The sequence below is a fragment of the Alkalihalobacillus sp. FSL W8-0930 genome (assembly GCA_037965595.1).
Taxonomy (GTDB): Bacteria; Bacillota; Bacilli; order Bacillales; family Bacillaceae_D; genus Alkalicoccobacillus.
Genome location: CP150183.1, coordinates 1,724,125 through 1,745,836, shown reverse-complemented (window position 1 = coordinate 1,745,836; position 21,712 = coordinate 1,724,125). Strand labels below are relative to the sequence as shown.

Here is a 21,712-nt window from a genome sequence, read left to right as displayed (position 1 = left end):
TCACTCCAACATCTTTGTTCCTATGATTCAGATCCTTGTTTGTGATCTTGTATTAGATCTTCTAGTGCCTGTAATACACCCGCGTTTTCTTCTGCAGAACCGATTGAGATACGGATGCATGTTGGGAAGCCGAGTGCTTGTCCCGAACGTGTAATATATCCTTTCGACAAAAGATACGCAAAAATATCATCCCCAGGCATCTCTAAATCAATTAAGATAAAATTGGTTTGTGAAGGATAATAGAACAAGTCATGTTTTTGACAAAATGCCTCGAATTTTTCAAGTTCTACTCGATTTTTCTTAGCTGACTGTTGAACAAATTCTTGGTCTTCAAGTGCTGCAATAGCTGCTGCATGAGCATAAGCCGTTGTATTAAAAGCAGGGCGAAGAGGTTCCATCACTTGAATTAACTCAGGGTGCGCAACCCCGTATCCAATTCGAAGTGATGCAAGTCCATACGCTTTAGAAAATGTACGTAGGATCACTAGGTTTTTATATTTGTTTAATAATGGAATTGTATTAGGATAGTCCTCTGCCACTGTGTATTCAATATACGCTTCATCACTTGCCACAATTACGTGCTCAGGTACTTGACTTAAAAAGTGTTCAAATTCTTCTTTTCCAATATAATTTCCAGATGGATTGTTTGGATTACACACCCAAACAATTTTAGTATGCTCATCAATTTGATTCAGCATCTCATTTAGATTATGCTCTCCAGTCTTCGTTAAAGGAACTTCACGAATCTCTGCTCCTTCGATGGCCGCATTTAGTTTATATTGAGAAAAAGTCGGATCTGCCGTGATCGTATTATCGTTTGGTGTTAAGAAAGCACGACAAAGAAACTGAATGACCTCATCGGTTCCATTTCCAAAAATTAATTGGTCTACGTTCACATTTAAATGATTCGCAACCTTATTTCGTAACTCACCGGAATAACCGTCTGGGTATATCGCGGAATGATTAACAGCATCGATAATCGCTTGTTTCGCATGTTCAGACGAACCATAAGGATTCTCATTTGATGCGAGTTTGATCACTTTCTCAAGTCCTAATTCTTCTTTTACTTCACTAATTGGCTTACCCGGCTTATAAGCGGGCAGTCCGTAGAGCTGTGGTTTAGCCTGCATCATTGCACCTCTTTATCGTCTAAGTATCTACTTAGACTATGTTACTCTGAAATGAGTGCTTTGACAAATGATTTAATACGTTGAAGCGCTAATTCTTTTTCATCAGAATTCTTTAGACTCTCCCCTTGTTTCTCTATTTGTTCAACAAGCGCGCTTCCTACGACCACTCCGTCTGCTAGCCCTTGAATGGTTTGTACCTGTTCCCTTGTTGAAATGCCAAAACCAACAGCTATTGGTACCTCACTTGCCTCTTTTACTGTTTTTAAAAATGATTCAATACGTGGATCAAGGTCCGTTCGTGCACCTGTTACTCCCAAGGAAGATACACAATACAAAAACCCTTGAGCACGACTAGCAATTTTTTTGATCCGTTCTTTAGATGTCGGGGCTACAAGCGAGATTAACGACAAATTTTCGTTTTCACAATACTGACTAAGTTGATCGCTTTCCTCGTAAGGAAGGTCAGGGACTAAGATTCCGTCTACTCCAAATGCGGCTGCTTCTTCCGTAAAACGCTTTATGCCATATTGGAATAGAGGGTTCACATACGTGAAAATGATGACAGGAATTGTTAGCCCTCTATCTCGCATCTCTGGAACAAGTTTTAGAGCATCCGTTAAACTCATACCATTTGAAAGCGCTCGTTTGGACGCAGCTTGAATCGTTGGACCATCGGCTAATGGATCAGAGTAAGGAATGCCAAGCTCAAGAATGGAGGCTCCAGCTTCCTGCAATGTAAGCGCGAGATCAATCGTAACCTCGGGAGTTGGATCACCGGCTGTAATAAATGGAATAAATAGTTCTTTATCTTGATTTAATTGATTTTGCAAACGCTCACTGCTCATGATCGTCCCCTCCTTGTAAATGTTTGCGAATGGTATGAACATCCTTGTCTCCTCTACCTGACAAACAAACAAGAATAATCTCATCGTTTGAACGATTTGCAGCATGTTCAAAGGCAATCGCTAATGCATGGGAGGATTCAATCGCTGGGATGATACCTTCCTCTTTTGCAAGTCGGCTTAAGGCATCAAGAGCCTGCTGGTCCGTTACTGATTTATAGTTCACACGCCCCTCGCTGGCAAGAAACGCATGCTCGGGACCTACTCCTGGATAATCAAGTCCGGCAGAAATGGAATAAGGCTCAATAATTTGGCCGGCCGCATCTTGTATTAAATAGGTTAATGAGCCGTGAATCACTCCAGGCGTTCCTTTGGTAATCGTCGCAGCATGCTTATCGGTGTTGACACCTAGGCCTGCCGCTTCAACGCCAGTAAGGACAACATCGTCTTCTAAGTAAGGGTAAAACGTACCGATTGCATTGCTTCCGCCACCCACACAGGCAATAATTTCAGAAGGCAAACACCCTTCTGCTTCAAGAAGCTGACGTTTTGCTTCATCTCCAATAATTCGTTGAAAATCACGGACCATTTTTGGATACGGATGTGGACCAACAACCGAACCAATTAAGTAAAAAGTATCTTCCGCATTGGCAACCCAGTAGCGGATGGCTTCATTTGTAGCATCCTTTAACGTACGGCTTCCAGACTCAGCGGGAACCACCTCTGCTCCAAGTAATTCCATTCGAAATACATTAAGTGCCTGGCGTTCAATATCTTCTGTTCCCATAAACACTTTGCACTCTAAACCAAAACGAGCCGCAATCGTTGCCGTTGCCACGCCATGTTGACCTGCACCTGTTTCTGCGACAATCTTTGTTTTCCCCATCCGCTTTGCAAGCAGTGCTTGACCCATTGCATTATTTAATTTGTGAGCACCTGTGTGAAGCAGATCTTCACGTTTTAAATATATTTTCGCCCCGCCAATCTGTTCACTTATATTTTTAGCATAGGAAAGGGCTGTAGGGCGCCCTGCGTATTCACGTAAATGTTCATGGTACTCATCAATAAACGCTTGATCATCCATGGCTTCTGCTAAGGCTTGTTCAAGCTCTTCAATGACACTCATTAGCGTTTCAGGCACATATTTACCACCAAATTCTCCAAAGCGTCCATTTTCATCCGGATTATAGTTCGTCATCTCTGAACAACTTCCTCTCTATCTCTCTAATCACTTCTTGTGACTTTTTATGGTCTCTCTCTAATCCACTTGATAGATCAATGCCATCGGGCTTATAGCGAGCGAGTATGGCTATATTCTCTGCATTCACTCCACCCGCAATAAAAACAGGAACAGACTGACGTTTTCCTTCATTCAAATAGTCAGGTATACTCTCCCAATCAAAGGTTTGACCGGTTCCTCCCCAACTTCCTGATACTTTCGTGTCAATAATATAACCGTCTGCAATCCCCTCATATTCTTTCATCTGTGATACGCCGTGATCGTGATGATGAATCACTTTCCAAACATCTTTCTGAGTTGCTTGTTTAATTTCAGCAATTGTTGTACTTGATTCTGTACCGTGGCATTGAATAATATCAATCGGACAGGTGTTGCAAACCGATGTAATCGTCTCAGTTGATTCATTCACAAATAATGCGACTACCTTCTGCTTTGTATCAGGATGTTTCGTTAACCACTTGTTGACTTCTTCTGCCCGTACAAATCGTTTTGTACCTGGAACGAAAACAAATCCTAAATAGTCGGCTTTACTTTTCTTTGTAAGAGCAAGGTCGTCCTCACTACGATTCCCACAATATTTGAGTAAAGGGTTCATCTATTTTTCTCCAAAAAGATACTTGATTCCAAGATTCGGAGATTCTGCGCGCATAAGAGACTCTCCTACGAGTACTGCGGAAGCTCCCGCAAGGCTCACTTGATTAAGATCTTTTGGAGTATGAATACCACTTTCACTTACAAACATTGTGCCCGCTGGTACTCCTTTAGCAATCTCCTCTGTTTGCTTGAGAGATGTGACAAATGTTTTTAAGTTACGATTATTAATACCGATTAGTTGTGGAGTAAAAACCTCAAGTAACCGTGTAAGCTCATCAGCAGCATGAACCTCAACCAAACACTCCATCCCTTTATGATGAGCAGATTGATACAGCTCGTGTAAGGCTTCATCCGTCACTGTTCCAGCTATGAGTAAAATGGCGTCTGCCCCGATGCGTGCACTTTCTTCTACTTGCTGTTCATCAATAATAAAATCTTTGCGCATAACTGGAATGGTTGTTTCTTTCTTAATGGCTGTTAAATAATCACGATGTCCTTGAAAGTATTGTTGATCAGTTAAAACCGAGATCGCATCTGCTCCAGACGCTTCATATGCTTGAGCAATCTCCACAGGTTGAAAATCTTCTCGAATTAATCCCTTTGATGGTGAAGCTTTTTTCACTTCTGCTATCAACCCTACTTGTCGGTTTGGCTCTCTTAATGCCCTGTACAGAGATCTTTTTGTCACCTGTTGTGTCGGTGGTAACTCAAGTGATAATAACTCTTGTTTTTTTGTTTCCAATATAGTCTCAAGCATGTTTAAAATCCCCCTGCTGCTGTGTGTTTAAAGCTGACATAAAAGCTAACACCTTTTTTGACTCAAGTAGACCTCGAGCCCTATGAACACCTTCTTGAATGCATGAAACGTGATTTGCCGCATATAAGGCAACTCCTGCATTTAATAACACAGTGGATGTAGCTGATTGATTTGCACATCCTTCAAACACTTGTTGAATCAATACCGCACTTTGTTCAACACTTTCCACTTGTATATCTGATAGCTCACCCGCGTCTAATCCCACTTCCTGTGGATCAAGCTCATACACCTGGATTGTGTCTCCAATCACGTCGACAATTTGAGTGGTCCCATAGACAGAGCACTCATCTAGATTATCTTTGCCTGTTACAAGGACGGTATGAGTGGTTCCTAATCTTCGAATCGCTTCACCCATTTTTAATGCATGTTCTCTACCTGAAACCCCAATTAACTGATGAGGCGCTCCAGCAGGATTCGTAAGTGGACCTAACAAGTTAAAAATGGTCCGAAAGCCAATCTGTTTTCTTGCAGGTGCGGCATATTTCATAGAAGAATGGTAAAGGGGAGCAAATAGAAAGCTTAAGCCCTTCTCACTAAGTGCATTCGCCGCCTCTACTGGCGTCTGTTGAATGTTAATCCCTAAATACTCAAGCACATCAGCACTACCACTCTTAGAGGTTACGGCTCGATTCCCATGCTTTGCAACAGGGACGCTTGCAGCTGCTGCAACAAATGAGACTGCTGTTGAAATGTTAAAAGTTCCAAGGCGATCTCCCCCCGTGCCACATGTATCAAGAACACCTTTTACCTGGTGAGGTATGGAAATGGCGTGTGCTCTCATCGCTCGTGCAAATCCAACTAATTCGTCTACTGATTCACCTCTAAGTCTCATCATACTAATTAAACTAGCAATCTGACTAACTTCAGCCTTATTTTTCATAATTAGGTCCATCGCCGCATAAGCTTCATGTTCATCTAAGAATTGACCCTCTGCACATTTTTCAAGGAATTGTTTAAACATGATGAGATGCCTCCTTTTTTTGAAACATGGACTCAGCTACTTGAACGGCACGGATTAACGCTTTCGCTTTGTTTTGCGTTTCCTTGTACTCAGATTCCGGATCCGAATCCGCCACTACACCAGCCCCTGCTTGAATCATTGCTTTTCCATTTTGAATGGTCATTGTTCGAATAGCGATACATGAATCAATATTGCCGTCATATCCTAGGTAGCCAATGGCACCAGCGTAGATGCCTCGTTTTGTAGGCTCAAGCTCTTGAAGAATTTCCATCGCTCGGATTTTAGGAGCTCCTGAAACGGTACCTGCAGGAAATGAAGCCATGAGTGCTTCTAATGGTTGTGTATCCGCATGCAGTTCTCCAGTTACTTTTGAGACAATATGCATTACATGTGAAAACAATCCGATTTCTACTAATTTAGGTGTTTTAACGGAGCCATAGGTGGCAATACGGCCAACATCATTTCTCGCAAGGTCTACAAGCATGTAATGCTCTGCTCGCTCTTTCTCATCTGCAAGAAGCTCCTCTGCTAATCGTTTATCTTCTTCAGGTGTATTTCCTCTCGGCCTTGTACCTGCTATTGGATGAATTTCAACATGACGATCTTGAACCTGAACAAGTCGTTCCGGCGAGCTTCCAACAATTTCAAGCTGATCATACCGAAGATAAAACAAATAAGGTGAAGGATTAATTAAACGTAACACTCGGTAAATATCTAACGCAGAAACGGTTACGGGCATTGTAAATTGCTGCGATAAGACGGCTTGAAACACATCCCCCGCTTTTATATAATCCTGAATAATCTGAACATCTCTCATAAACGACTGCTTCGTGTAATTTGATTCAACGCCATCGAACGATACGTCTGTATGGTTTTCAGGAACACCCGTTGGAGAAAAATGTGAAACAGATTTCTCAAGTTGCCCAAGAACGGTTGCTACTTTTTGTTCTCCTTCTTTATAAAGAGACTTTGAATCTGTTTGCTCCTCTACTGGCAAATGCACCATAATAATTAACTCTTTTTGCACATGATCATAGGCAAGCATGGTTTCACAAAATAAGAAGTGGTAATGAGGGACTGCATTCTCGCTATCTCTTTTTAACTTGGGTTCAATTGTTTCAATGGCATCATAGCTCATGTACCCAACTGCGCCTCCTCGAAAAGGAATTGGCAAATCAACTGGCTCTACATGTAGATAACTCATCGTGACGTCCAACGCTTCCTTAAACGAGTCTTCTTCTATAATTGGATGACCACTTTGATTAAATGTATAATATTTTCCATATAATTCTTTTAACTGGTAAAGTGGGTTTAAACCGATGAACGAGTAGCGTGACCATGAAGACTCGTCATCTCTACTTTCAAGTAAAAAAGCAACTTGATCATGAAGCTGCTGAGTAATATGGATTGGTGTTAAGCCGTCAACGAAATAACGTGCGGAATAGACAACCGTTTTGTACGTCTGAAAAGCTTCTTTGAATGTTTCATAGGAAGTGTGTTTCATGTCTCTCGCTCCTCAAATTATGAGGGCTGAAGTGGAAAAAACGAAGGAGGAATGAGGCAGATATTATAAAAAAACGCCCACTGAGGCTAGCTCAGGGACGTGTCATTGGTAAAAGAATCTCGTCTCTGCTCAAGCTCTGCTCTTCTCATCTCAGCTCTTCTCATTAATGGGTAAATCTCAACTAAACTCTCAACTGAAGCTACAGACCCTCTGGTCCGTACACTTTTGTAAATTGTACCTTGAACACTTTTATTCGTCAACTATTCATACTTGTTTTTATTAAATCAGGTCTAAGCTTAGTGGCTTCATTTAAATACACATGATGAATCTCTTGTTGAGTCTTAGATGTATTAACCGTCATTAAAATGCGTACACATTGTGGCAGGCTTCCTGGAACATTAATTTCTTTTGCACACGTTACCGGAACAAAATCCCAGCCAGGCAGTCTGCGCATTGCTTTTGCAGGAAATGTCGCATTTAAGTCGTCTGTAACTGTAATTAGGACTTGCGCTACGTCCTCTGGATCAATTTCATTGTGTTCTGCAATCGCTACAAATAAACGCTCTGTTTCATTTAAGATATCGTCTTCTTGATTAACCTTCACGGTTGTTGCGCCACGTATTCCTCTAACCATTACGTGCCTCCTTACTGCTCGTTTAAGAATGATAGAATGAGATTTTCGTCTATTTTTTCAACTGAGGCTTCTCCAATTTTCTTGAGTAAAACCATTCGGATTGAGCCTGCTTCTGTTTTTTTATCTTTTTTCATCGCTTCTAAAAGCATTTGACGATCTAATTGGCTTGGAATCTTGGTTTCATACCCTAAACCTTCTACCCACTTGGTAAAGTCTGAGATCTTAAGATCCGTTTGATAATGCTTTTCACTAATCTTCATTGCAAATACAATCCCAATGACGACAGCTTCACCATGTGTGATTGCGCCATACCCAGAGACTGATTCAATCGCATGACCTAGCGTATGACCTAAATTAAGATATGCACGTATTCCTTGTTCTCGTTCATCCTTTGAAACCACTTCTGCTTTAATTGCAATGGAACGAGCCAATAATTCACTCATATAATGATCCTGAATCGGTAGCTGTTGAACGTGATCACCTAACCATTGATAAAACGGTCCATCAAGGATTAAACCATGCTTAAAGACTTCAGCAAATCCAGATCTCCACTCTTTATCAGGAAGAGTGGCTAACATCTCAGTATCATAATACACAGCTTCAGGTTGATGGAACGCACCAATCATGTTTTTCCCAAGCGGATGATTAATCGCCACTTTTCCACCTACACTACTATCCTGTGCAAGCAATGTGGTAGGCATCTGAATAAAGCGAATGCCTCGCATGTAAGTGGCAGCGACAAATCCAGCGATGTCGCCAACCACTCCTCCACCTAAAGCAATCAAAACAGATTTACGATCAAGACCAGCTTTTAACGCTTCTGTTAAAAGGTACTCATATTCTTTAAATGATTTAGACTGCTCGCCACTATCAATCGTAACACTCGTAACGTTTAACTCTTTTGGTAATCCACTAAGAACATCCTCTAAGTATAAAGGAGCTACCGTAGAATCAGTCACGATAAAGAGTGAAGATGGCTGTTCACCTAAGCTTTCTTTTAATAACTCACCAACACGAAACCTGAGTCCCTTATCAAGATAAACCTTGTAAGCATGGTGTTCAATGTCTACTGGCACTGTTTTCATCATTAAAAGTCCTTTGCTTCTTCATTATGGCGACGAATGTTTTCAGCAATTGAGTCAACTCGGTCAGCTCCAAATGTTTCAAGAAGTGCATTGGCTACTTCCCAGGCAACGACCGCTTCAGCTACAACGGATGCTGCTGGAACTGCACAGCTATCAGAACGCTCAATGCTTGCCTGGAATGGCTCTTTTGAATCAATATCAACACTTTGAAGTGGTTTGTATAACGTTGGGATAGGTTTCATCACACCCTTAACGACAATTGGCATACCATTCGTCATTCCACCTTCAAAACCGCCAAGATTATTTGTTTTACGAGTGTACCCGTCTTCTTGGTTCCAAAGAATTTCGTCGTGAACACGACTTCCTGGTAACCTAGCTGCCTCGAAACCAATCCCGATTTCAACACCTTTAAAGGCATTAATGCTCATCACGGCACCCGCAATTTTTGCATCAAGCTTACGATCATATTGAACATGGCTTCCTAGTCCAATTGGTACTCCTTGAACAACAACTTCAACCACTCCGCCTATTGAATCCCCGTCTTGTTTTGCTTGATCAATGGCTGCAATCATTTGTTCTGAAGCTTGTTCATCCAAGCAACGTACTTGAGAAGCCTCCGAACGTTCTTTTAGATCTTCTACAGACGTGTAATCCGTATCAACTGCACGAACTCCACCGATTTCAAGCACATGACCAGCTACTTCAATTCCGAATGTCTTTAGAATTTTTTTTGCGACTGCTCCTGCTGCAACACGAACAGTCGTTTCACGTGCTGAGGAACGCTCAAGTACATTTCTCATATCACGGTGACCGTATTTAATCGCTCCATTTAAGTCTGCGTGTCCAGGTCTTGGACGAGTCAGCTTACGTTTTACTTCCTTTTCTTCATCTTCAGAAATCGGTTCTGCACCCATTACTTTTGTCCAATGCGTCCAATCTTTGTTTTCAACAACTAAAGCGATCGGCGCTCCCGTTGTTTTCCCGTGACGCACTCCGCTTGTAATTTGAGCCTGGTCCTTTTCAATTTGCATTCTACGACCGCGTCCATATCCTCCTTGACGTCTTGCAAGCTCTGTATTAATATCTTCAGCCAAAAGCTCCAGTTGAGCTGGAAGGCCTTCTATTATGGTTGTAAGTTGTGGTCCGTGCGATTCACCTGCTGTTAAGTATCTCATTTGTACTTCCTCCTATTCGAATAACCAACACTAAATTCTTTATCGCTTTTATGCGTTAAATTATAACATAGATTTAGATGTCTGTCTTGTCCCTATGCTTTTTCTTACATTCAAACTATACCTTCTCATAGAAAAAGGTTTCCTTACTTTTAAAACCGTATGTATCAGGATTAAAAATTTGTTCGGTACTCCCAACAAACAATATCCCACCTGGACGCAGCGCACGACTAAATTTTTGATAAAGCGTATGCTTTGTTTCTTCTGTAAAATAAATCATGACATTCCGGCAAATGATTAAATCATAGTTTGAATCAAACGAATCGGTTAATAGGTTCTGTTGCTTAAACGTAATATATTTTTTGAGGGTAGGATCCACTTCATAAATGGATTCTTTTTTAGTGAAATATGTATGTAGCATCTCTTCTGGGACTTCTTTTATCGAACGCTCTCCGTATAAACCTAATTTTGCTCGCTCAAGAATCACTCGGTCTAAGTCTGATGCTAGAACAGTGAATTGATTTGGAGAGAGGTGTTTTTGTAAAGTCATTGCAAGCGTATAAGGTTCTTCCCCAGATGAACAGGCTGCACTCCACGTTTTAAGTGATCGCGTCGATTGTAGCAACGATGGAATAATCGTTTGATCTAATACGTCCCAACGCGAACGATTTCGGAAAAACTCAGACACATTAATGGTCATTCTCTCAAGACATTCCTCAAGTAACGCCTGATTGCCTTTCATCGCTTTTACATAAGAATCAAAATCAGCATATCCTTTTTTCTCTCTAAACGAAGTTAATCTTCGCTTCATCTGAGCTTCTTTATAAGAGGCTAAATCAATCCCGGTCATTTGTTTCATTGCATGAATAAATCGCTCGTAGTCGTTGCTGCTCATGATGTCTCCCTTTTCTTGATCTTTTGCTCATCATACCTTATCTCTATGAATGGCTCAACTAGTCTAAACAATAAAAAAACCTGTTCTACTTCAGAACAGGTTTTGTGCGATCAGATTAAATCCACTGCTTTAATGTTTTTTCATATGTAATGAGTTCATCACTTGTGAAAAAGAGATCGATCTCTCTTTTTGCACTTTCTTCTGAATCAGAGCCATGAATGATGTTCATTCCAACATGAACACCAAAATCTCCTCTGATTGTTCCAGGTGCGGCTTCAGTTGGGTTGGTTGCGCCTACTAATGTACGTGAGGATTTGATGACGTTGTCACCTTCCCATACCATCGCAAATACTGGTCCTGAGGTAATAAAATCAACAAGTTCTCCAAAAAAAGGACGTTCTTTGTGCTCACCATAATGAGTCTCGGCTAGTTCTCTTGAAATTTGTTTGAATTTTCCGCCCACTAATGTAAAACCTTTTGATTCAAAACGCGAAATGATTTCTCCGATTAAACCTCTTTGTACACCATCTGGTTTAACCATTAAGTATGTACGCTCCATATGTATACCCTCTCTTCTCTGTGAAAAAGTATCTTGCATCCGCTTACATAGATTAGTATAGCAAAAGAGCCAGCTATTGACAATATCAGTAACAGGCTCTTCACAAAGTATTAGAATTTACGTCTTCCAATGTATGCAGCTAGTTGCAAGAAATAGGTTTTTGCTTCTACATCAGGTAGTGCTTCTAATTGCTTAAACGCTTTAGCTAGATATTGATCACTAACAGAGACGGCATATTCAATTCCACCTGATTCTTTAATCCGGTTAATGATTGAATCCATGTCTGCATGATGCTGATCTTTAGATAACGTCTGAACAATCTCTGATTTTAATTCTGGGTCGTGATGCATGGCATATAACGCAGGAAGCGTAACATTCCCTTGTCTTAAATCACCGCCTGCTGGTTTTCCAATCTGTTCCATTGTACCAACAAAGTCTAAGATGTCATCGGTAATTTGAAATGACATTCCCACATAATATCCAAAAAGATATAACCTGCGTTGAATATCATCTGAGGTTTCTGCAGCAATGGCTCCTAGCTTGCAGCTAACAGCAATTAAGAGTGCAGTCTTTCGTTTTATTCTACGGAAATACGTTCGTATGTTTTGATCCCAATTAAATTGATCACGAATTTGTTCTACTTCACCAATACACATTTCCATAATAGCATCAGAAATGATGAGATGAATCGAACGGTGGTCAAAATAAGCTGCCGTTTGAACAGCTTTTGCAAAAATATAATCCCCTGCATACATAGCCACACGATTGTCCCACTGCGACTTAATCGTTTTGCGTCCACGACGGAGCTCAGCATCATCAATGACATCATCATGTACAAGTGAAGCCATATGGATAAGCTCGAGTGATACCGCAATATGCTTTAATGCATGAATATCATAATTTCCGAATCTAGCGGCAAGTAACACAAATACTGGTCGAATACGCTTTCCACCTGCATGAAGCAAGTCTGTTGAGGCTTTTCGTAACACGTCATGCCTTGCTTGGATGGTTTCTTCTAATTCTTTTTCAATGACTTTAATATCTGTTTGAAAATGTCCATAGATATCTGCTAGTTTCATTCTTTCACCTTATCCTACCCGCCATATCAGGAGTGGACCTTACTCCACACACTGATTGAGTGAATTGACTTTGACAAGAATCCATACTCATAAGCAAGCTTATAATAATATAATAATCCACGTTTATTTTCTTCATTAAAATGATACCACAAATTCTGAAAATATGATTGCCAAAAGTCAAAGGTTCCACCTTGTTTTAAGACAAATCGATTCGATAAGTCCTTGTAGTCGTTATGATGACTCAAGATTTTACTTTGTACGAATGCTTGATAAATGGTGTCTAGCTCATCTGAATGAGTTGATAAGACCTCATTTCTCACAGCAAACACTGCATAGGACATTGGTAAGCCAGTATGCTCATACCATAACGTTCCAAGATCATATTGATAAAGAGTTGTGTTCGTTCGCGCCGCTCGTATCGCATCATCACCAATAAGTAAGGCTGCATCATGCGTTGTGAGCATAACAGATAGATCCGGCTTCATTGTCTCATATTGTACATGAAGCTCATAAAACGAACGTAAAATGATTTTTAGAAGATGAACAGTTGTCGCTGAACTCGCTGTTAAAGCAACTCGTTTTGCGTCAAGCTGTTCAATTGGAACTTTCGAGAACAAATATAATGAACGAACTTCGCCTTTTGAAGAAACGGATAAGTCCGGAAGCATCGTGTATTCATCTGCATGCTGAGCAAAAGAAAACGAAGAAATTCCAGCAAGATCAACGGCGCCTTCTGCAAGACGACGGTTCACTTGGCTTGGCACATCTGTTATTAATTGAAATCCCTTTTCTGAGAGTCCCTTTCGGTCGAGCTTATCAAAAAAAGGTTGAATATTCGCATACTCAATTTCACCAATGCGAAGTGTCATGATTCACTTCCCCACCTTTTAAACAATTCATGCTCTACGCCCAACACGTCTAACGCTTTACCTACCACAAAATCAATGAGTTCATCCATTGTCGTTGGGTTGTGATAAAATCCAGGCATGGCTGGTAATATCGTTGCTCCTGCTTTTGAAAGCGTCAGCATATTCTCAAGTTGAATTTGGTGAAGAGGTGTTTCTCTAGGAACAATCACCAATGGACGCCTTTCTTTTAGCATTACGTCAGCGGCCCGTTCAATGAGATTACCTGAAGCTCCAATTGCCATTCCAGAAAGAGACCCCATGGAACATGGAATAACAACCATTCCTTTTGTTCGGAAAGAGCCGCTAGCAATCGGAGCGGCATAATTATGAAGATCATACACATGTAAGTTCTCTTGATGTTTATTAAATAATTCGTTTATCACTTGATCTCGGTCCGTTATATCCAACTTCATCTCTGCTTGAAACACTTGCCAGGTTGCTTCTGTTAACACAAGGTGAACATCATGTTGCGTTCGGAGTAGCTCTTGAACCAGTCTGATTCCATAAATAGCTCCGCTTGCACCTGTCATTCCAACGATGTACGGACCCTGGGAACTCATAAGAAGATGTCTCCTAGCGTAAAGAGAAACATGACAACACTTAATGTTCCGTTCATTGGAAAGAAGGCAAACATCACTCTTGATAAATCATCCTTGGATACGAGTGCATGCTGATAAATCATCATCCCACCAGCTATGACCACACCAACTAAATAAAGCCATCCTAGTAAACCTGTCATAAAAAACAGGGCTAGAAACAGGAAAAAGCTTACCACGTGAAAGCCTCTAGCAATGATTAAAGCCTTAGCTACACCAAATCGACTAGGAATTGAGTATAACCCTCGCTCTCGGTCATAATCAGCATCTTGTGTTGCATACACGGTGTCAAAGCCTGCAAGCCAAAAGGCTACAGCAAAGTATAAGACGATCGCTACCCAAGTAATCTCACCAGTTACAGCAATCCAACCACCAAGTGGCGCAAATCCGATCGTTAAACCAAGTACGATATGACAAGCCCAAGTGAATCGTTTTGTATAAGAATAGAATACTAATAGAAAAACCGCTAATGGTAAAAAGATAACTGCTAACGGATTTAACTGGAAGGCAGCTATAATAAGTAAAGCGAATGATGCTACAATAAAGACCAATACTTCAACCTTTGACACTAACCCTGCTGGAATGGCACGATCGGCAGTCCGCGGATTATGCCGATCAATCTTTTCGTCAATTAAACGATTAAGAGACATCGCTGCACTTCTTGCCCCAAACATAGCGACAATAATCCAGATCCAATCCGTCCAAAGTGGAAAGCGATCATTAATGATTAAACTCCCTAGAATCGTACCCATAAATGCAAACGGCAGTGCAAACACCGTATGCTCAAACTTGATCATTTCAAGAATGATCTTTAACTTTCGTATCACAATATCTGCTCCTAACTCTTCTTGCGCGGACAACAACGACCACGTTTATCTATACTCTACTAATCACTTACTCTTTCTTCCATAATGCACCGCTGCCGCTCCACCTGAGTAGCTCTTATACGTTACATTCGCTAATCCTGCTTCTTGAAACAACCCAGCTAATTCTTGCTTTGATGGAAATGTTTGAGTGGATTCTTGTAGCCATGAATACTCCTTATGACTTTTTGCAAAAATTCGACCGGCAAGAGGCATCAGATGTCTAAAATATAATTGATAGACTTGTTTGTATACAGGCATTGTTGGATTTGAAGTCTCCAGACAAACAACCATTCCACCAGGTTTAACAACTCGCTCCATTTCTTTTAACACTTGAAGATAGTCTGGTACATTACGTAGTCCAAAACCGATTGTTACATAATCAAACTGATTATCTTCAAATGGGAGTTCCATTGCATTTCCGTGGTGAAGCTTTATGTACGTAAGATCGTTGTCTTCTAGCTTTTTTTGACCGACATCAAGCATATTCTGACTAAAATCTAACCCTTCCGTTCTCCCATTCGCACCTGCTGCTTGTCCAAGAGCAATCGTCCAGTCGGCTGTTCCGCAGCATACATCAAGTGAAGCATCTCCTGGTTTTACGTTCATTAATTTCATGACATCCTTGCGCCACACCTTATGAAGCTGGAGACTAATGACTGAATTCATTCGGTCGTATTGAGTGGAGATCGATTCAAAAACTTCGTGAACTCGTTCTTCCTTTGTTTGTTGCCCCATCTATCTCACCTTTCTTTCCATTTCCTCTATAGGAGCAGACGGAATGGCCTCACTTAGAAATTGATCAATATGATCAGTAAAGTCAGAATGGCTTACGTATAATTCTTGAATAGAAGAACGTAGCTCGTCCTGCTTTTGAAGTAACGCATCCTGTTGCCGCGAGACGTCTGTATGCTTAAGGAATGTTCGAATTAAGCTTGAGTCTTGGTCACCGGTCCATTTATTCCATTCGTCCATAAACCGTTTGTAGAAAAAGAGTTTTTCAAAAATCTCTTTATCCTCTGATAGCTCGAATTGCTCAAGAAGCTTCCCATATAACCCGGATTCAATGAATCTCACATGATCAGCCATTTCCACGTAATCAGCATGATGAACCTCGTACACGTTCATTTTTTGTTCATTAATCTCTTGAAGCGTGTGACTAAAGAGACGCGTTAATGGCACATGATCAGCACCGGCAAGTAAGTAATAATATAAACTACTATAATAATCTCCAATTAGCACGTGTAATTGACGGTTTTTTCTAGCATCGTCTGAGTGGACCGGATGAAGTGTAACTTCTTCATGTACATCAAGCGCTGCTTGAACAAGCATCGCGCATAACGTAATGACAAACGCATCCTCTTTAGACGTTTTTTTCGACAAAGATGCATAAAACAAACGACATTTCTCATCATCAATGCCTACAGATGGAATGTATTTCTCTATATAGGGATGATAAGTGAGTTGGTTAAATTTCTCTATAATTGCTGTTACTTCTTTGGCTAGGTGGCTGGGATTCACCATGTATATATCCTCCAGTGTATAACAAATTCATAATTTCAGTATAGCATAGTCTTTATGTCCCAACCATGCATGACCCGACTTTACCTATCGAGCTTTTCTATTAGTCTTCTTGCCCTGAGGTAACATCGCCATGAGTGGTTTGAATCTCCGCTTTGCCTCGTACTTTAATGGCAGACGTATGATCAGTAAACTGAGCTACTAATACTTCCCCTTTATCTAGCTTTTCGGAGTGATGAAACCTTGTATCTGTTCCACGTGTAAGACCAATCACTGTTACTCCGTTCTCTTTTGCTTTAATGACAATATAATCTTTTTCGTTACCCATCTTAATCGCTCCTGACTCTGCTTAAACGACGCCCGTTTAAACGCTATTCTGCTGTAAATCTTAGCATATTTGGCTTAACAAAAGCAAAAAGGAACTCTTTAAAGAGTTCCTTTTCAACGTTATAGGATGATCGCAATCAGTCCACCTGAACCTTCGTTAATAATTCGTTCAAGTGTTTCTTTTAATTTGTAACGAGCATTCTCAGGCATGAGTGATAGCTTCGCAGAAATCCCTTCTCGAACGATTGAATTTAAGGAGCGACCAAAAATGTCTGAATTCCAGATAGACAGTGGATTTTCTTCAAAATCCTGCATTAAATATCTGACGAGCTCCTCACTTTGCTTTTCTGTACCGATAATCGGGGCAAATTCAGATTCAACGTCAACCTTAATCATATGAATAGAGGGGGCAACAGCTTTTAACCTGACGCCAAATCGTGCGCCCTGACGGATGATTTCTGGCTCATCGAGGCTCATATCAGATAATGCCGGAGCGGCAATCCCATATCCTGTTTGTTTGACCATTTGAAGCGCATCTGAAACTTGATCATACTCTGACTTCGCATGTGCAAATTCCTGCATCAATGATAGCAAATGGTCTTTTCCACGAATTTCTACACCGACAACCTCTTTTAGCACTTCATCATAAAGAGTATCTGGTGCATAAAGATCAATTTCTGCTATACCATGACCCATTTCAATACCCGCAAGTCTAGCGTCATCAATAAAGTCAAATTCCGTAAAATGACCAACCACCCGGTCTACATCTCGTAATCTCTTTATGTCTTTAACTGTTTCACGAACGGATTCCTCATAGCTTTGGCGCAGCCAATGGTCTTGATGAAGAACCATGACCCAGCTTGGAAGATTGACATTTACCTCATGAACTGGGAATTCAAACAACACTTCACGCAGCACATTCTGAATATCCTGATCAGTCATGCTTTCAATACTCATTGATAAGACTGGAATGTCATGTTCTTCGGCTAATTGAGCGCGAAGCTTTTCCGTTTCCGGGTGGTAAGGTCTCACACTGTTTACAACCATGATAAATGGTTTACCAACTTCTTTTAACTCTTCAATCACTCTAGTTTCGGATTCAACATAATCGTAACGTGGAATGTCTCCAATGGTTCCGTCACTCGTAATGACTACACCAAGTGTTGAGTGTTCTTGAATGACTTTACGCGTTCCAATTTCAGCAGCCTCTTGAAAAGGAATCGGTTCTTCATACCAAGGCGTGTTAATCATTCTAGGGCCATTCTCATCCTCGTATCCCTTGGCACCGGGTACAGCGTATCCAACACAATCCACTAAGCGAATATTTACATCTAATCCATCACCAACATGGATGGAGACCGCTTGATTTGGGACAAACTTCGGTTCTGTAGTCATGATGGTCTTTCCTGCTGCCGATTGTGGCAGTTCATCCTGAGCCCTTACTTTCTCTGACTCATTTTCAATATTCGGCAAAACAACAAGCTCCATAAATTTCTTAATAAACGTCGATTTACCTGTACGAACGGCACCAACTACACCTAGATAAATGTCTCCGCCTGTGCGTTCTGCAATATCCTTAAAGATGTCGACTTTTTCCACGTGATCCCCTCCCGATCATTTCAATATAAGAGTGCTCCCATTTGCGCTTGAAATCCTCACATAGTTCATGCTATGAGCGTTGTCCCAAAAATATGATCTACTTTTTGGATTTCCACTTAAACGGTCCACTCTTTTTCGGGAAGGGGAGCCCGACCAACAAAAAAATGCCCCTTCCATTACCGTATATATATCTAATGGAGGGGCGAAATAGAACATTTTCTATTTAATTATTTTCTTCGGCTTCAAACGATGGATTTAGCTCAGGTTCTCCTGATTCAGACAATGTATAAGGTACCGAATGAAATGGAACAAACGGAGCTTCCTCATATAACAACGGACGCAAATCCTCATCTGTATTCACTTCATCCAGATCATTAAGGCGTATATTAATATCACTGGCATAATCAATGACAAGCTCACCTGTATTTGAGTAAAGAAAAGGAAGACTGTTACCAGAATAAGGGCTTATAATCACCGGTTCTTCTTTGTATGATAGCTTTTCAAAGTCAATTTCGAATAGTCCATCTGCCGCAATGTCTTTAACAGGTGCATATGTATGCTGTGACCGATAGTTATTCAATCGACTTGTTAGTTCTTGAATGGTCTTCAACGAGTTTAAATCAATTAGTTTAACGGTTGGATTCTCTTCAACATTAACAAGTGTGTATTGATACATTCCCCCATTTTCAAAGGCAGTACCTGGTGGCTCCTGCATATACCTTGGCACTAGTTGTCTAAAGTCAATGACGTAGCGTTGATATGTAGGTGTATGTTCATCAAAGGTTTGGATTGGCAGGACAGCCGTATCCTCTTGAAACGAGTCAACAGCTGATTGAACCGAAGCCAATTGATCCAAATAAGCTGCTTTAGAAGCTTGTCGCTCATTTTGGGGATAAAAGCACCCTGTAAGTAAAAGGAGACTCCCCAAAAACAACGCTTTCAAAAGTTGTTTCATCATGTACCTCCTCCTTAGCTTGAAGTTGGTCCCCCTACTACAATATAAAAAACAATAATTCCGGAAACCATTAAACAAATAAATGAAATGGACAAAACAAGCTTTTGAATGATTCCCTTTAATTTCGTTCGACTAAAAAGAGCGAGTCCAGCAGAAACAAACATCAAAATCATTCCAGCAAAAGAGATGTACATATGAAGCATGGCTTGAGACATTCTTTTCCTCCTAGGTAGACTTCACTTAAGCTTGTCCACGTTATTAATTAAATCGGAGAAAGTGGGGCCTTTCTCCGACTCATGACAAAACCCTAATGTGTTAGCCCTATATTTGTGTTCCTTACAAGTATATGCACGACTCATGGTTGTGCTCGAGCATATGCCTAACGGAGTGCTATTTTTTATTAAACATTTTTGAAAGGGAAGCAAAATCAGCAGGTACGTTGTTTTTAATAATGGCCTGAACAAGCTGATCTTCTTTTTCTTTTGAAACGGGTTTACCTGCTAGCTGAGACACTTGATGAATTAATTGACGAACAGTTGCTTCATCTTTTAAGTTTGATTTGCTTACAGAGTTTGCTAGTTTTAATAGTTCATCAGGTCGAACCTTCGTATTCTTTTGAATCTGGTCAAAGAACGATGAATCTCGGTTTTGAGTCATGTGCTCTCTCCTCCTCCGTACGTAGTATCAACATATCGTATGCGTACGGAGAAAGATGGTGCATGTTAAATGCCTAGAACATGTTAGTCCGTTAATTTTTCTTCCTCGTGTTTTTTCACACGGCCCATTAACTCACCAGCTGCATCTTCTGGCTTTACTCCATTAAAGAGAACATGATAAATCGCACTTGTAATTGGCATCTCCACTTCAAAACGATTAGCCATTTCAAATGCGGCTTGTGTGGTTCTAACTCCTTCAACAGCCATACCCATTTGTTCTAACACATCATCAAGTGATAGACCTTGTCCAATAAGTCTGCCTGCACGGAAGTTTCTTGAATGTACACTAGTACATGTAACAATTAAATCACCAAGTCCTGATAATCCCGAGAACGTTAATGGATCTGCACCAAGTTTTACTCCCATACGAGTAATCTCAGCGAGTCCTCTCGTCATAATAGCAGCTTTTGTATTGTCACCGTAGCCTAGTCCATTTGTTACACCACATACAAGCGCAATAATATTCTTTAACGCGCCTCCAAGCTCAACGCCAACTAAGTCTGAGTGAGTATACACTCGAAAATGCTGGTTCATAAATAAATCCTGTGCATATTGAGCTGCCTCAAGATTCGTTGAAGAAACCGTAACCGTTGTAGGCTGACGACGGCTTACCTCTTCCGCGTGACTAGGACCGGATAAGACAACAACAGAGTGAAGATTAGTATGACCATCGGCCTCTTCTTCAATCATTTCTGAGACCCTTTTTTGTGTTCCTGGTTCAATCCCCTTACTTACGTGAATAATCGTAAGCGGTCGGGTTGCGATTGCAAGTAGTCTTTTTGTTTCTTCACGAATCGCTTTTACCGGTACAGCCAGCACAACGACTTCTACAGGTTGAACAGCTTCCTCTAAACTTGTAAAGCCAACCATACGCTCTGGAAGTGCAACGTCTGGCAAATATTTATGATTTGTTTTTTTAGTATTCATCTCTTCAATCTGTTCAGCACGTCTAGCCCACATACGAACTTCGTGTCCGTTATCAGCCAAAACCATTCCAAGTGCTGTACCCCAGCTACCGGATCCTACCACAGCAATCGTAGTCATATGAATCAACCCCTTATCCCACGCGTTTTATGCACCTTTTTTTGAACCTAGTTTGTTCTCTGTACCTGTTGTTAATCGTTTTATATTTGTACGATGCTTCCAAAAAGATAAAAGTGCTACTGCTAATGTTAAATAAAAGAATTCAATCGGTATCGAAAATACATCCATAAATATCCATGTAGTAAGTGGAGTTAGTCCAACAAATAACAAAGACCCAAGTGATACATAACGCGTAAACACAATACTTAGAATCGCAATGACTCCTGCAGTTAGTGCAGGAATTAATACAAGGGTGGCAATGACACCTATTGTGGTTGCTACACCCTTTCCACCTCGAAATCCAAAGTAAATGGGCCAATTATGACCAAGAATTGCGGCGAGACCTGCTAATGCAGGTACCCACGCATTGCCAGCGCCCAGCCATACGCCGATCCAAACAGCAGCAATACCCTTTGCAATATCTAACACTAAAACAGAGATGGCTGGGCCTTTCCCCATCACTCTTAGTGTGTTTGTAGCCCCTGCATTCCCACTCCCCATTGTGCGAATATCTAGCTTTAGTAACTTACGACCAATGAGATAGCTAAAGCTAATAGACCCAAGTAAATAACCAATAAGTATGGAAACCAAAAGGCCTATTTCCATAAATGTTCTCCTCCCATTGTCAAAAT

25 protein-coding genes are annotated in these 21,712 nt (G+C 40.9%); all 25 read right to left on the bottom strand.

The annotated features are described in order from the left end of the window. Positions 1-20 precede the first annotated feature (20 nt). Positions 21-1,130, bottom strand: coding sequence for a histidinol-phosphate transaminase (gene hisC / locus NSQ54_09315; GenBank protein ID WYP28272.1), 1,110 nt, complete (start codon positions 1,128-1,130; stop codon positions 21-23). A 41-nt stretch (positions 1,131-1,171) separates the two neighbouring features. After that, complete coding sequence (gene trpA / locus NSQ54_09310) at positions 1,172-1,975, bottom strand: tryptophan synthase subunit alpha (GenBank protein ID WYP28271.1); 804 nt, start codon at positions 1,973-1,975, stop codon at positions 1,172-1,174. Beyond that, entirely contained in the window at positions 1,965-3,170 is a 1,206-nt protein-coding gene (gene trpB / locus NSQ54_09305) for a tryptophan synthase subunit beta (protein ID WYP28270.1), read from the bottom strand. The genes trpA and trpB overlap by 11 nt, the downstream gene beginning before the upstream one ends. After that, the gene (locus NSQ54_09300) at positions 3,157-3,807 is read right to left on the bottom strand and encodes a phosphoribosylanthranilate isomerase (GenBank protein ID WYP28269.1); all 651 of its coding nucleotides are present in this window, start codon (positions 3,805-3,807) and stop codon (positions 3,157-3,159) included. The genes trpB and NSQ54_09300 overlap by 14 nt, the downstream gene beginning before the upstream one ends. Next, positions 3,808-4,563 carry an indole-3-glycerol phosphate synthase TrpC gene (gene trpC, locus NSQ54_09295; GenBank protein WYP28268.1) on the bottom strand — a complete coding sequence of 252 codons (756 nt, stop codon included), beginning with the start codon at positions 4,561-4,563 and terminating at the stop codon, positions 3,808-3,810. It abuts the gene before it with no gap. Then, positions 4,556-5,584: an anthranilate phosphoribosyltransferase gene (gene trpD / locus NSQ54_09290; GenBank protein ID WYP28267.1), complete on the bottom strand. Its 1,029-nt coding sequence runs from the start codon at positions 5,582-5,584 to the stop codon at positions 4,556-4,558. The genes trpC and trpD overlap by 8 nt, the downstream gene beginning before the upstream one ends. Then, entirely contained in the window at positions 5,577-7,088 is a 1,512-nt protein-coding gene (gene trpE / locus NSQ54_09285; protein ID WYP28266.1) for an anthranilate synthase component I, read from the bottom strand. The genes trpD and trpE overlap by 8 nt, the downstream gene beginning before the upstream one ends. Before the next feature lie 256 nt (positions 7,089-7,344). Further along, positions 7,345-7,722, bottom strand: coding sequence for a chorismate mutase (aroH, locus tag NSQ54_09280; protein ID WYP28265.1), 378 nt, complete (start codon positions 7,720-7,722; stop codon positions 7,345-7,347). Positions 7,723-7,733: 11 nt separating this feature from the next. Further along, complete coding sequence (aroB, locus tag NSQ54_09275; protein WYP28264.1) at positions 7,734-8,807, bottom strand: 3-dehydroquinate synthase; 1,074 nt, start codon at positions 8,805-8,807, stop codon at positions 7,734-7,736. Between the two features lie 2 nt (positions 8,808-8,809). Beyond that, positions 8,810-9,982, bottom strand: coding sequence for a chorismate synthase (gene aroC / locus NSQ54_09270; protein ID WYP28263.1), 1,173 nt, complete (start codon positions 9,980-9,982; stop codon positions 8,810-8,812). Between the two features lie 115 nt (positions 9,983-10,097). Continuing rightward, positions 10,098-10,874 (bottom strand): protein-glutamate O-methyltransferase CheR, encoded by a 777-nt coding sequence (locus NSQ54_09265; GenBank protein WYP28262.1) that lies wholly within the window; start codon positions 10,872-10,874, stop codon positions 10,098-10,100. Between the two features lie 115 nt (positions 10,875-10,989). Continuing rightward, complete coding sequence (gene ndk / locus NSQ54_09260; protein WYP28261.1) at positions 10,990-11,433, bottom strand: nucleoside-diphosphate kinase; 444 nt, start codon at positions 11,431-11,433, stop codon at positions 10,990-10,992. Positions 11,434-11,543: 110 nt separating this feature from the next. Then, the gene (gene hepT, locus NSQ54_09255) at positions 11,544-12,512 is read right to left on the bottom strand and encodes a heptaprenyl diphosphate synthase component II (GenBank protein ID WYP28260.1); all 969 of its coding nucleotides are present in this window, start codon (positions 12,510-12,512) and stop codon (positions 11,544-11,546) included. Between the two features lie 26 nt (positions 12,513-12,538). Next, positions 12,539-13,381: a menaquinone biosynthesis protein gene (locus NSQ54_09250; GenBank protein WYP28259.1), complete on the bottom strand. Its 843-nt coding sequence runs from the start codon at positions 13,379-13,381 to the stop codon at positions 12,539-12,541. Beyond that, positions 13,378-13,980 (bottom strand): flavin prenyltransferase UbiX, encoded by a 603-nt coding sequence (locus tag NSQ54_09245; protein ID WYP28258.1) that lies wholly within the window; start codon positions 13,978-13,980, stop codon positions 13,378-13,380. Before NSQ54_09245 ends, NSQ54_09250 begins: the two co-directional genes overlap by 4 nt. Continuing rightward, positions 13,977-14,846 (bottom strand): UbiA-like polyprenyltransferase, encoded by an 870-nt coding sequence (locus tag NSQ54_09240; protein ID WYP28529.1) that lies wholly within the window; start codon positions 14,844-14,846, stop codon positions 13,977-13,979. Before NSQ54_09240 ends, NSQ54_09245 begins: the two co-directional genes overlap by 4 nt. A gap of 60 nt (positions 14,847-14,906) precedes the next feature. Then, positions 14,907-15,617 (bottom strand): demethylmenaquinone methyltransferase, encoded by a 711-nt coding sequence (locus tag NSQ54_09235; GenBank protein WYP28257.1) that lies wholly within the window; start codon positions 15,615-15,617, stop codon positions 14,907-14,909. Next, entirely contained in the window at positions 15,618-16,403 is a 786-nt protein-coding gene (locus tag NSQ54_09230; GenBank protein WYP28256.1) for a heptaprenyl diphosphate synthase component 1, read from the bottom strand. Positions 16,404-16,503: 100 nt separating this feature from the next. Beyond that, positions 16,504-16,728, bottom strand: a complete 225-nt coding sequence (mtrB, locus tag NSQ54_09225; protein WYP28255.1) for a trp RNA-binding attenuation protein MtrB — start codon at positions 16,726-16,728, stop codon at positions 16,504-16,506. Between the two features lie 119 nt (positions 16,729-16,847). Continuing rightward, positions 16,848-18,326 (bottom strand): stage IV sporulation protein A, encoded by a 1,479-nt coding sequence (gene spoIVA / locus NSQ54_09220; GenBank protein ID WYP28254.1) that lies wholly within the window; start codon positions 18,324-18,326, stop codon positions 16,848-16,850. A 223-nt stretch (positions 18,327-18,549) separates the two neighbouring features. Beyond that, complete coding sequence (locus NSQ54_09215; GenBank protein WYP28253.1) at positions 18,550-19,284, bottom strand: hypothetical protein; 735 nt, start codon at positions 19,282-19,284, stop codon at positions 18,550-18,552. A gap of 11 nt (positions 19,285-19,295) precedes the next feature. Further along, positions 19,296-19,496 carry a DUF2768 domain-containing protein gene (locus NSQ54_09210; protein ID WYP28252.1) on the bottom strand — a complete coding sequence of 67 codons (201 nt, stop codon included), beginning with the start codon at positions 19,494-19,496 and terminating at the stop codon, positions 19,296-19,298. A gap of 175 nt (positions 19,497-19,671) precedes the next feature. Further along, a complete protein-coding gene (locus NSQ54_09205; protein ID WYP28251.1) occupies positions 19,672-19,938 on the bottom strand; it encodes a stage VI sporulation protein F in 267 nt (88 codons plus the stop codon). 83 nt (positions 19,939-20,021) lie between these two features. After that, the gene (locus NSQ54_09200; GenBank protein ID WYP28250.1) at positions 20,022-21,041 is read right to left on the bottom strand and encodes an NAD(P)H-dependent glycerol-3-phosphate dehydrogenase; all 1,020 of its coding nucleotides are present in this window, start codon (positions 21,039-21,041) and stop codon (positions 20,022-20,024) included. A 27-nt stretch (positions 21,042-21,068) separates the two neighbouring features. Then, on the bottom strand, positions 21,069-21,686 hold the full coding sequence (gene plsY, locus NSQ54_09195) for a glycerol-3-phosphate 1-O-acyltransferase PlsY (protein WYP28249.1): 618 nt from the start codon (positions 21,684-21,686) through the stop codon (positions 21,069-21,071). Positions 21,687-21,712 lie beyond the last annotated feature (26 nt).

What these genes read in the sequence shown, in the direction of transcription:
- hisC (WYP28272.1), bottom strand. Translation starts at nt 1,130, where the DNA reads ATGCAGGCTAAACCACAGCTCTACGGACTGCCCGCTTATAAGCCGGGT.
- trpA (WYP28271.1), bottom strand. Translation starts at nt 1,975, where the DNA reads ATGAGCAGTGAGCGTTTGCAAAATCAATTAAATCAAGATAAAGAACTA.
- trpB (WYP28270.1), bottom strand. Translation starts at nt 3,170, where the DNA reads ATGACGAACTATAATCCGGATGAAAATGGACGCTTTGGAGAATTTGGT.
- NSQ54_09300 (WYP28269.1), bottom strand. Translation starts at nt 3,807, where the DNA reads ATGAACCCTTTACTCAAATATTGTGGGAATCGTAGTGAGGACGACCTT.
- trpC (WYP28268.1), bottom strand. Translation starts at nt 4,563, where the DNA reads ATGCTTGAGACTATATTGGAAACAAAAAAACAAGAGTTATTATCACTT.
- trpD (WYP28267.1), bottom strand. Translation starts at nt 5,584, where the DNA reads ATGTTTAAACAATTCCTTGAAAAATGTGCAGAGGGTCAATTCTTAGAT.
- trpE (WYP28266.1), bottom strand. Translation starts at nt 7,088, where the DNA reads ATGAAACACACTTCCTATGAAACATTCAAAGAAGCTTTTCAGACGTAC.
- aroH (WYP28265.1), bottom strand. Translation starts at nt 7,722, where the DNA reads ATGGTTAGAGGAATACGTGGCGCAACAACCGTGAAGGTTAATCAAGAA.
- aroB (WYP28264.1), bottom strand. Translation starts at nt 8,807, where the DNA reads ATGAAAACAGTGCCAGTAGACATTGAACACCATGCTTACAAGGTTTAT.
- aroC (WYP28263.1), bottom strand. Translation starts at nt 9,982, where the DNA reads ATGAGATACTTAACAGCAGGTGAATCGCACGGACCACAACTTACAACC.
- NSQ54_09265 (WYP28262.1), bottom strand. Translation starts at nt 10,874, where the DNA reads ATGAGCAGCAACGACTACGAGCGATTTATTCATGCAATGAAACAAATG.
- ndk (WYP28261.1), bottom strand. Translation starts at nt 11,433, where the DNA reads ATGGAGCGTACATACTTAATGGTTAAACCAGATGGTGTACAAAGAGGT.
- hepT (WYP28260.1), bottom strand. Translation starts at nt 12,512, where the DNA reads ATGAAACTAGCAGATATCTATGGACATTTTCAAACAGATATTAAAGTC.
- NSQ54_09250 (WYP28259.1), bottom strand. Translation starts at nt 13,381, where the DNA reads ATGACACTTCGCATTGGTGAAATTGAGTATGCGAATATTCAACCTTTT.
- NSQ54_09245 (WYP28258.1), bottom strand. Translation starts at nt 13,980, where the DNA reads ATGAGTTCCCAGGGTCCGTACATCGTTGGAATGACAGGTGCAAGCGGA.
- NSQ54_09235 (WYP28257.1), bottom strand. Translation starts at nt 15,617, where the DNA reads ATGGGGCAACAAACAAAGGAAGAACGAGTTCACGAAGTTTTTGAATCG.
- NSQ54_09230 (WYP28256.1), bottom strand. Translation starts at nt 16,403, where the DNA reads ATGGTGAATCCCAGCCACCTAGCCAAAGAAGTAACAGCAATTATAGAG.
- mtrB (WYP28255.1), bottom strand. Translation starts at nt 16,728, where the DNA reads ATGGGTAACGAAAAAGATTATATTGTCATTAAAGCAAAAGAGAACGGA.
- NSQ54_09215 (WYP28253.1), bottom strand. Translation starts at nt 19,284, where the DNA reads ATGATGAAACAACTTTTGAAAGCGTTGTTTTTGGGGAGTCTCCTTTTA.
- NSQ54_09210 (WYP28252.1), bottom strand. Translation starts at nt 19,496, where the DNA reads ATGTCTCAAGCCATGCTTCATATGTACATCTCTTTTGCTGGAATGATT.
- NSQ54_09205 (WYP28251.1), bottom strand. Translation starts at nt 19,938, where the DNA reads ATGACTCAAAACCGAGATTCATCGTTCTTTGACCAGATTCAAAAGAAT.
- NSQ54_09200 (WYP28250.1), bottom strand. Translation starts at nt 21,041, where the DNA reads ATGACTACGATTGCTGTGGTAGGATCCGGTAGCTGGGGTACAGCACTT.
- plsY (WYP28249.1), bottom strand. Translation starts at nt 21,686, where the DNA reads ATGGAAATAGGCCTTTTGGTTTCCATACTTATTGGTTATTTACTTGGG.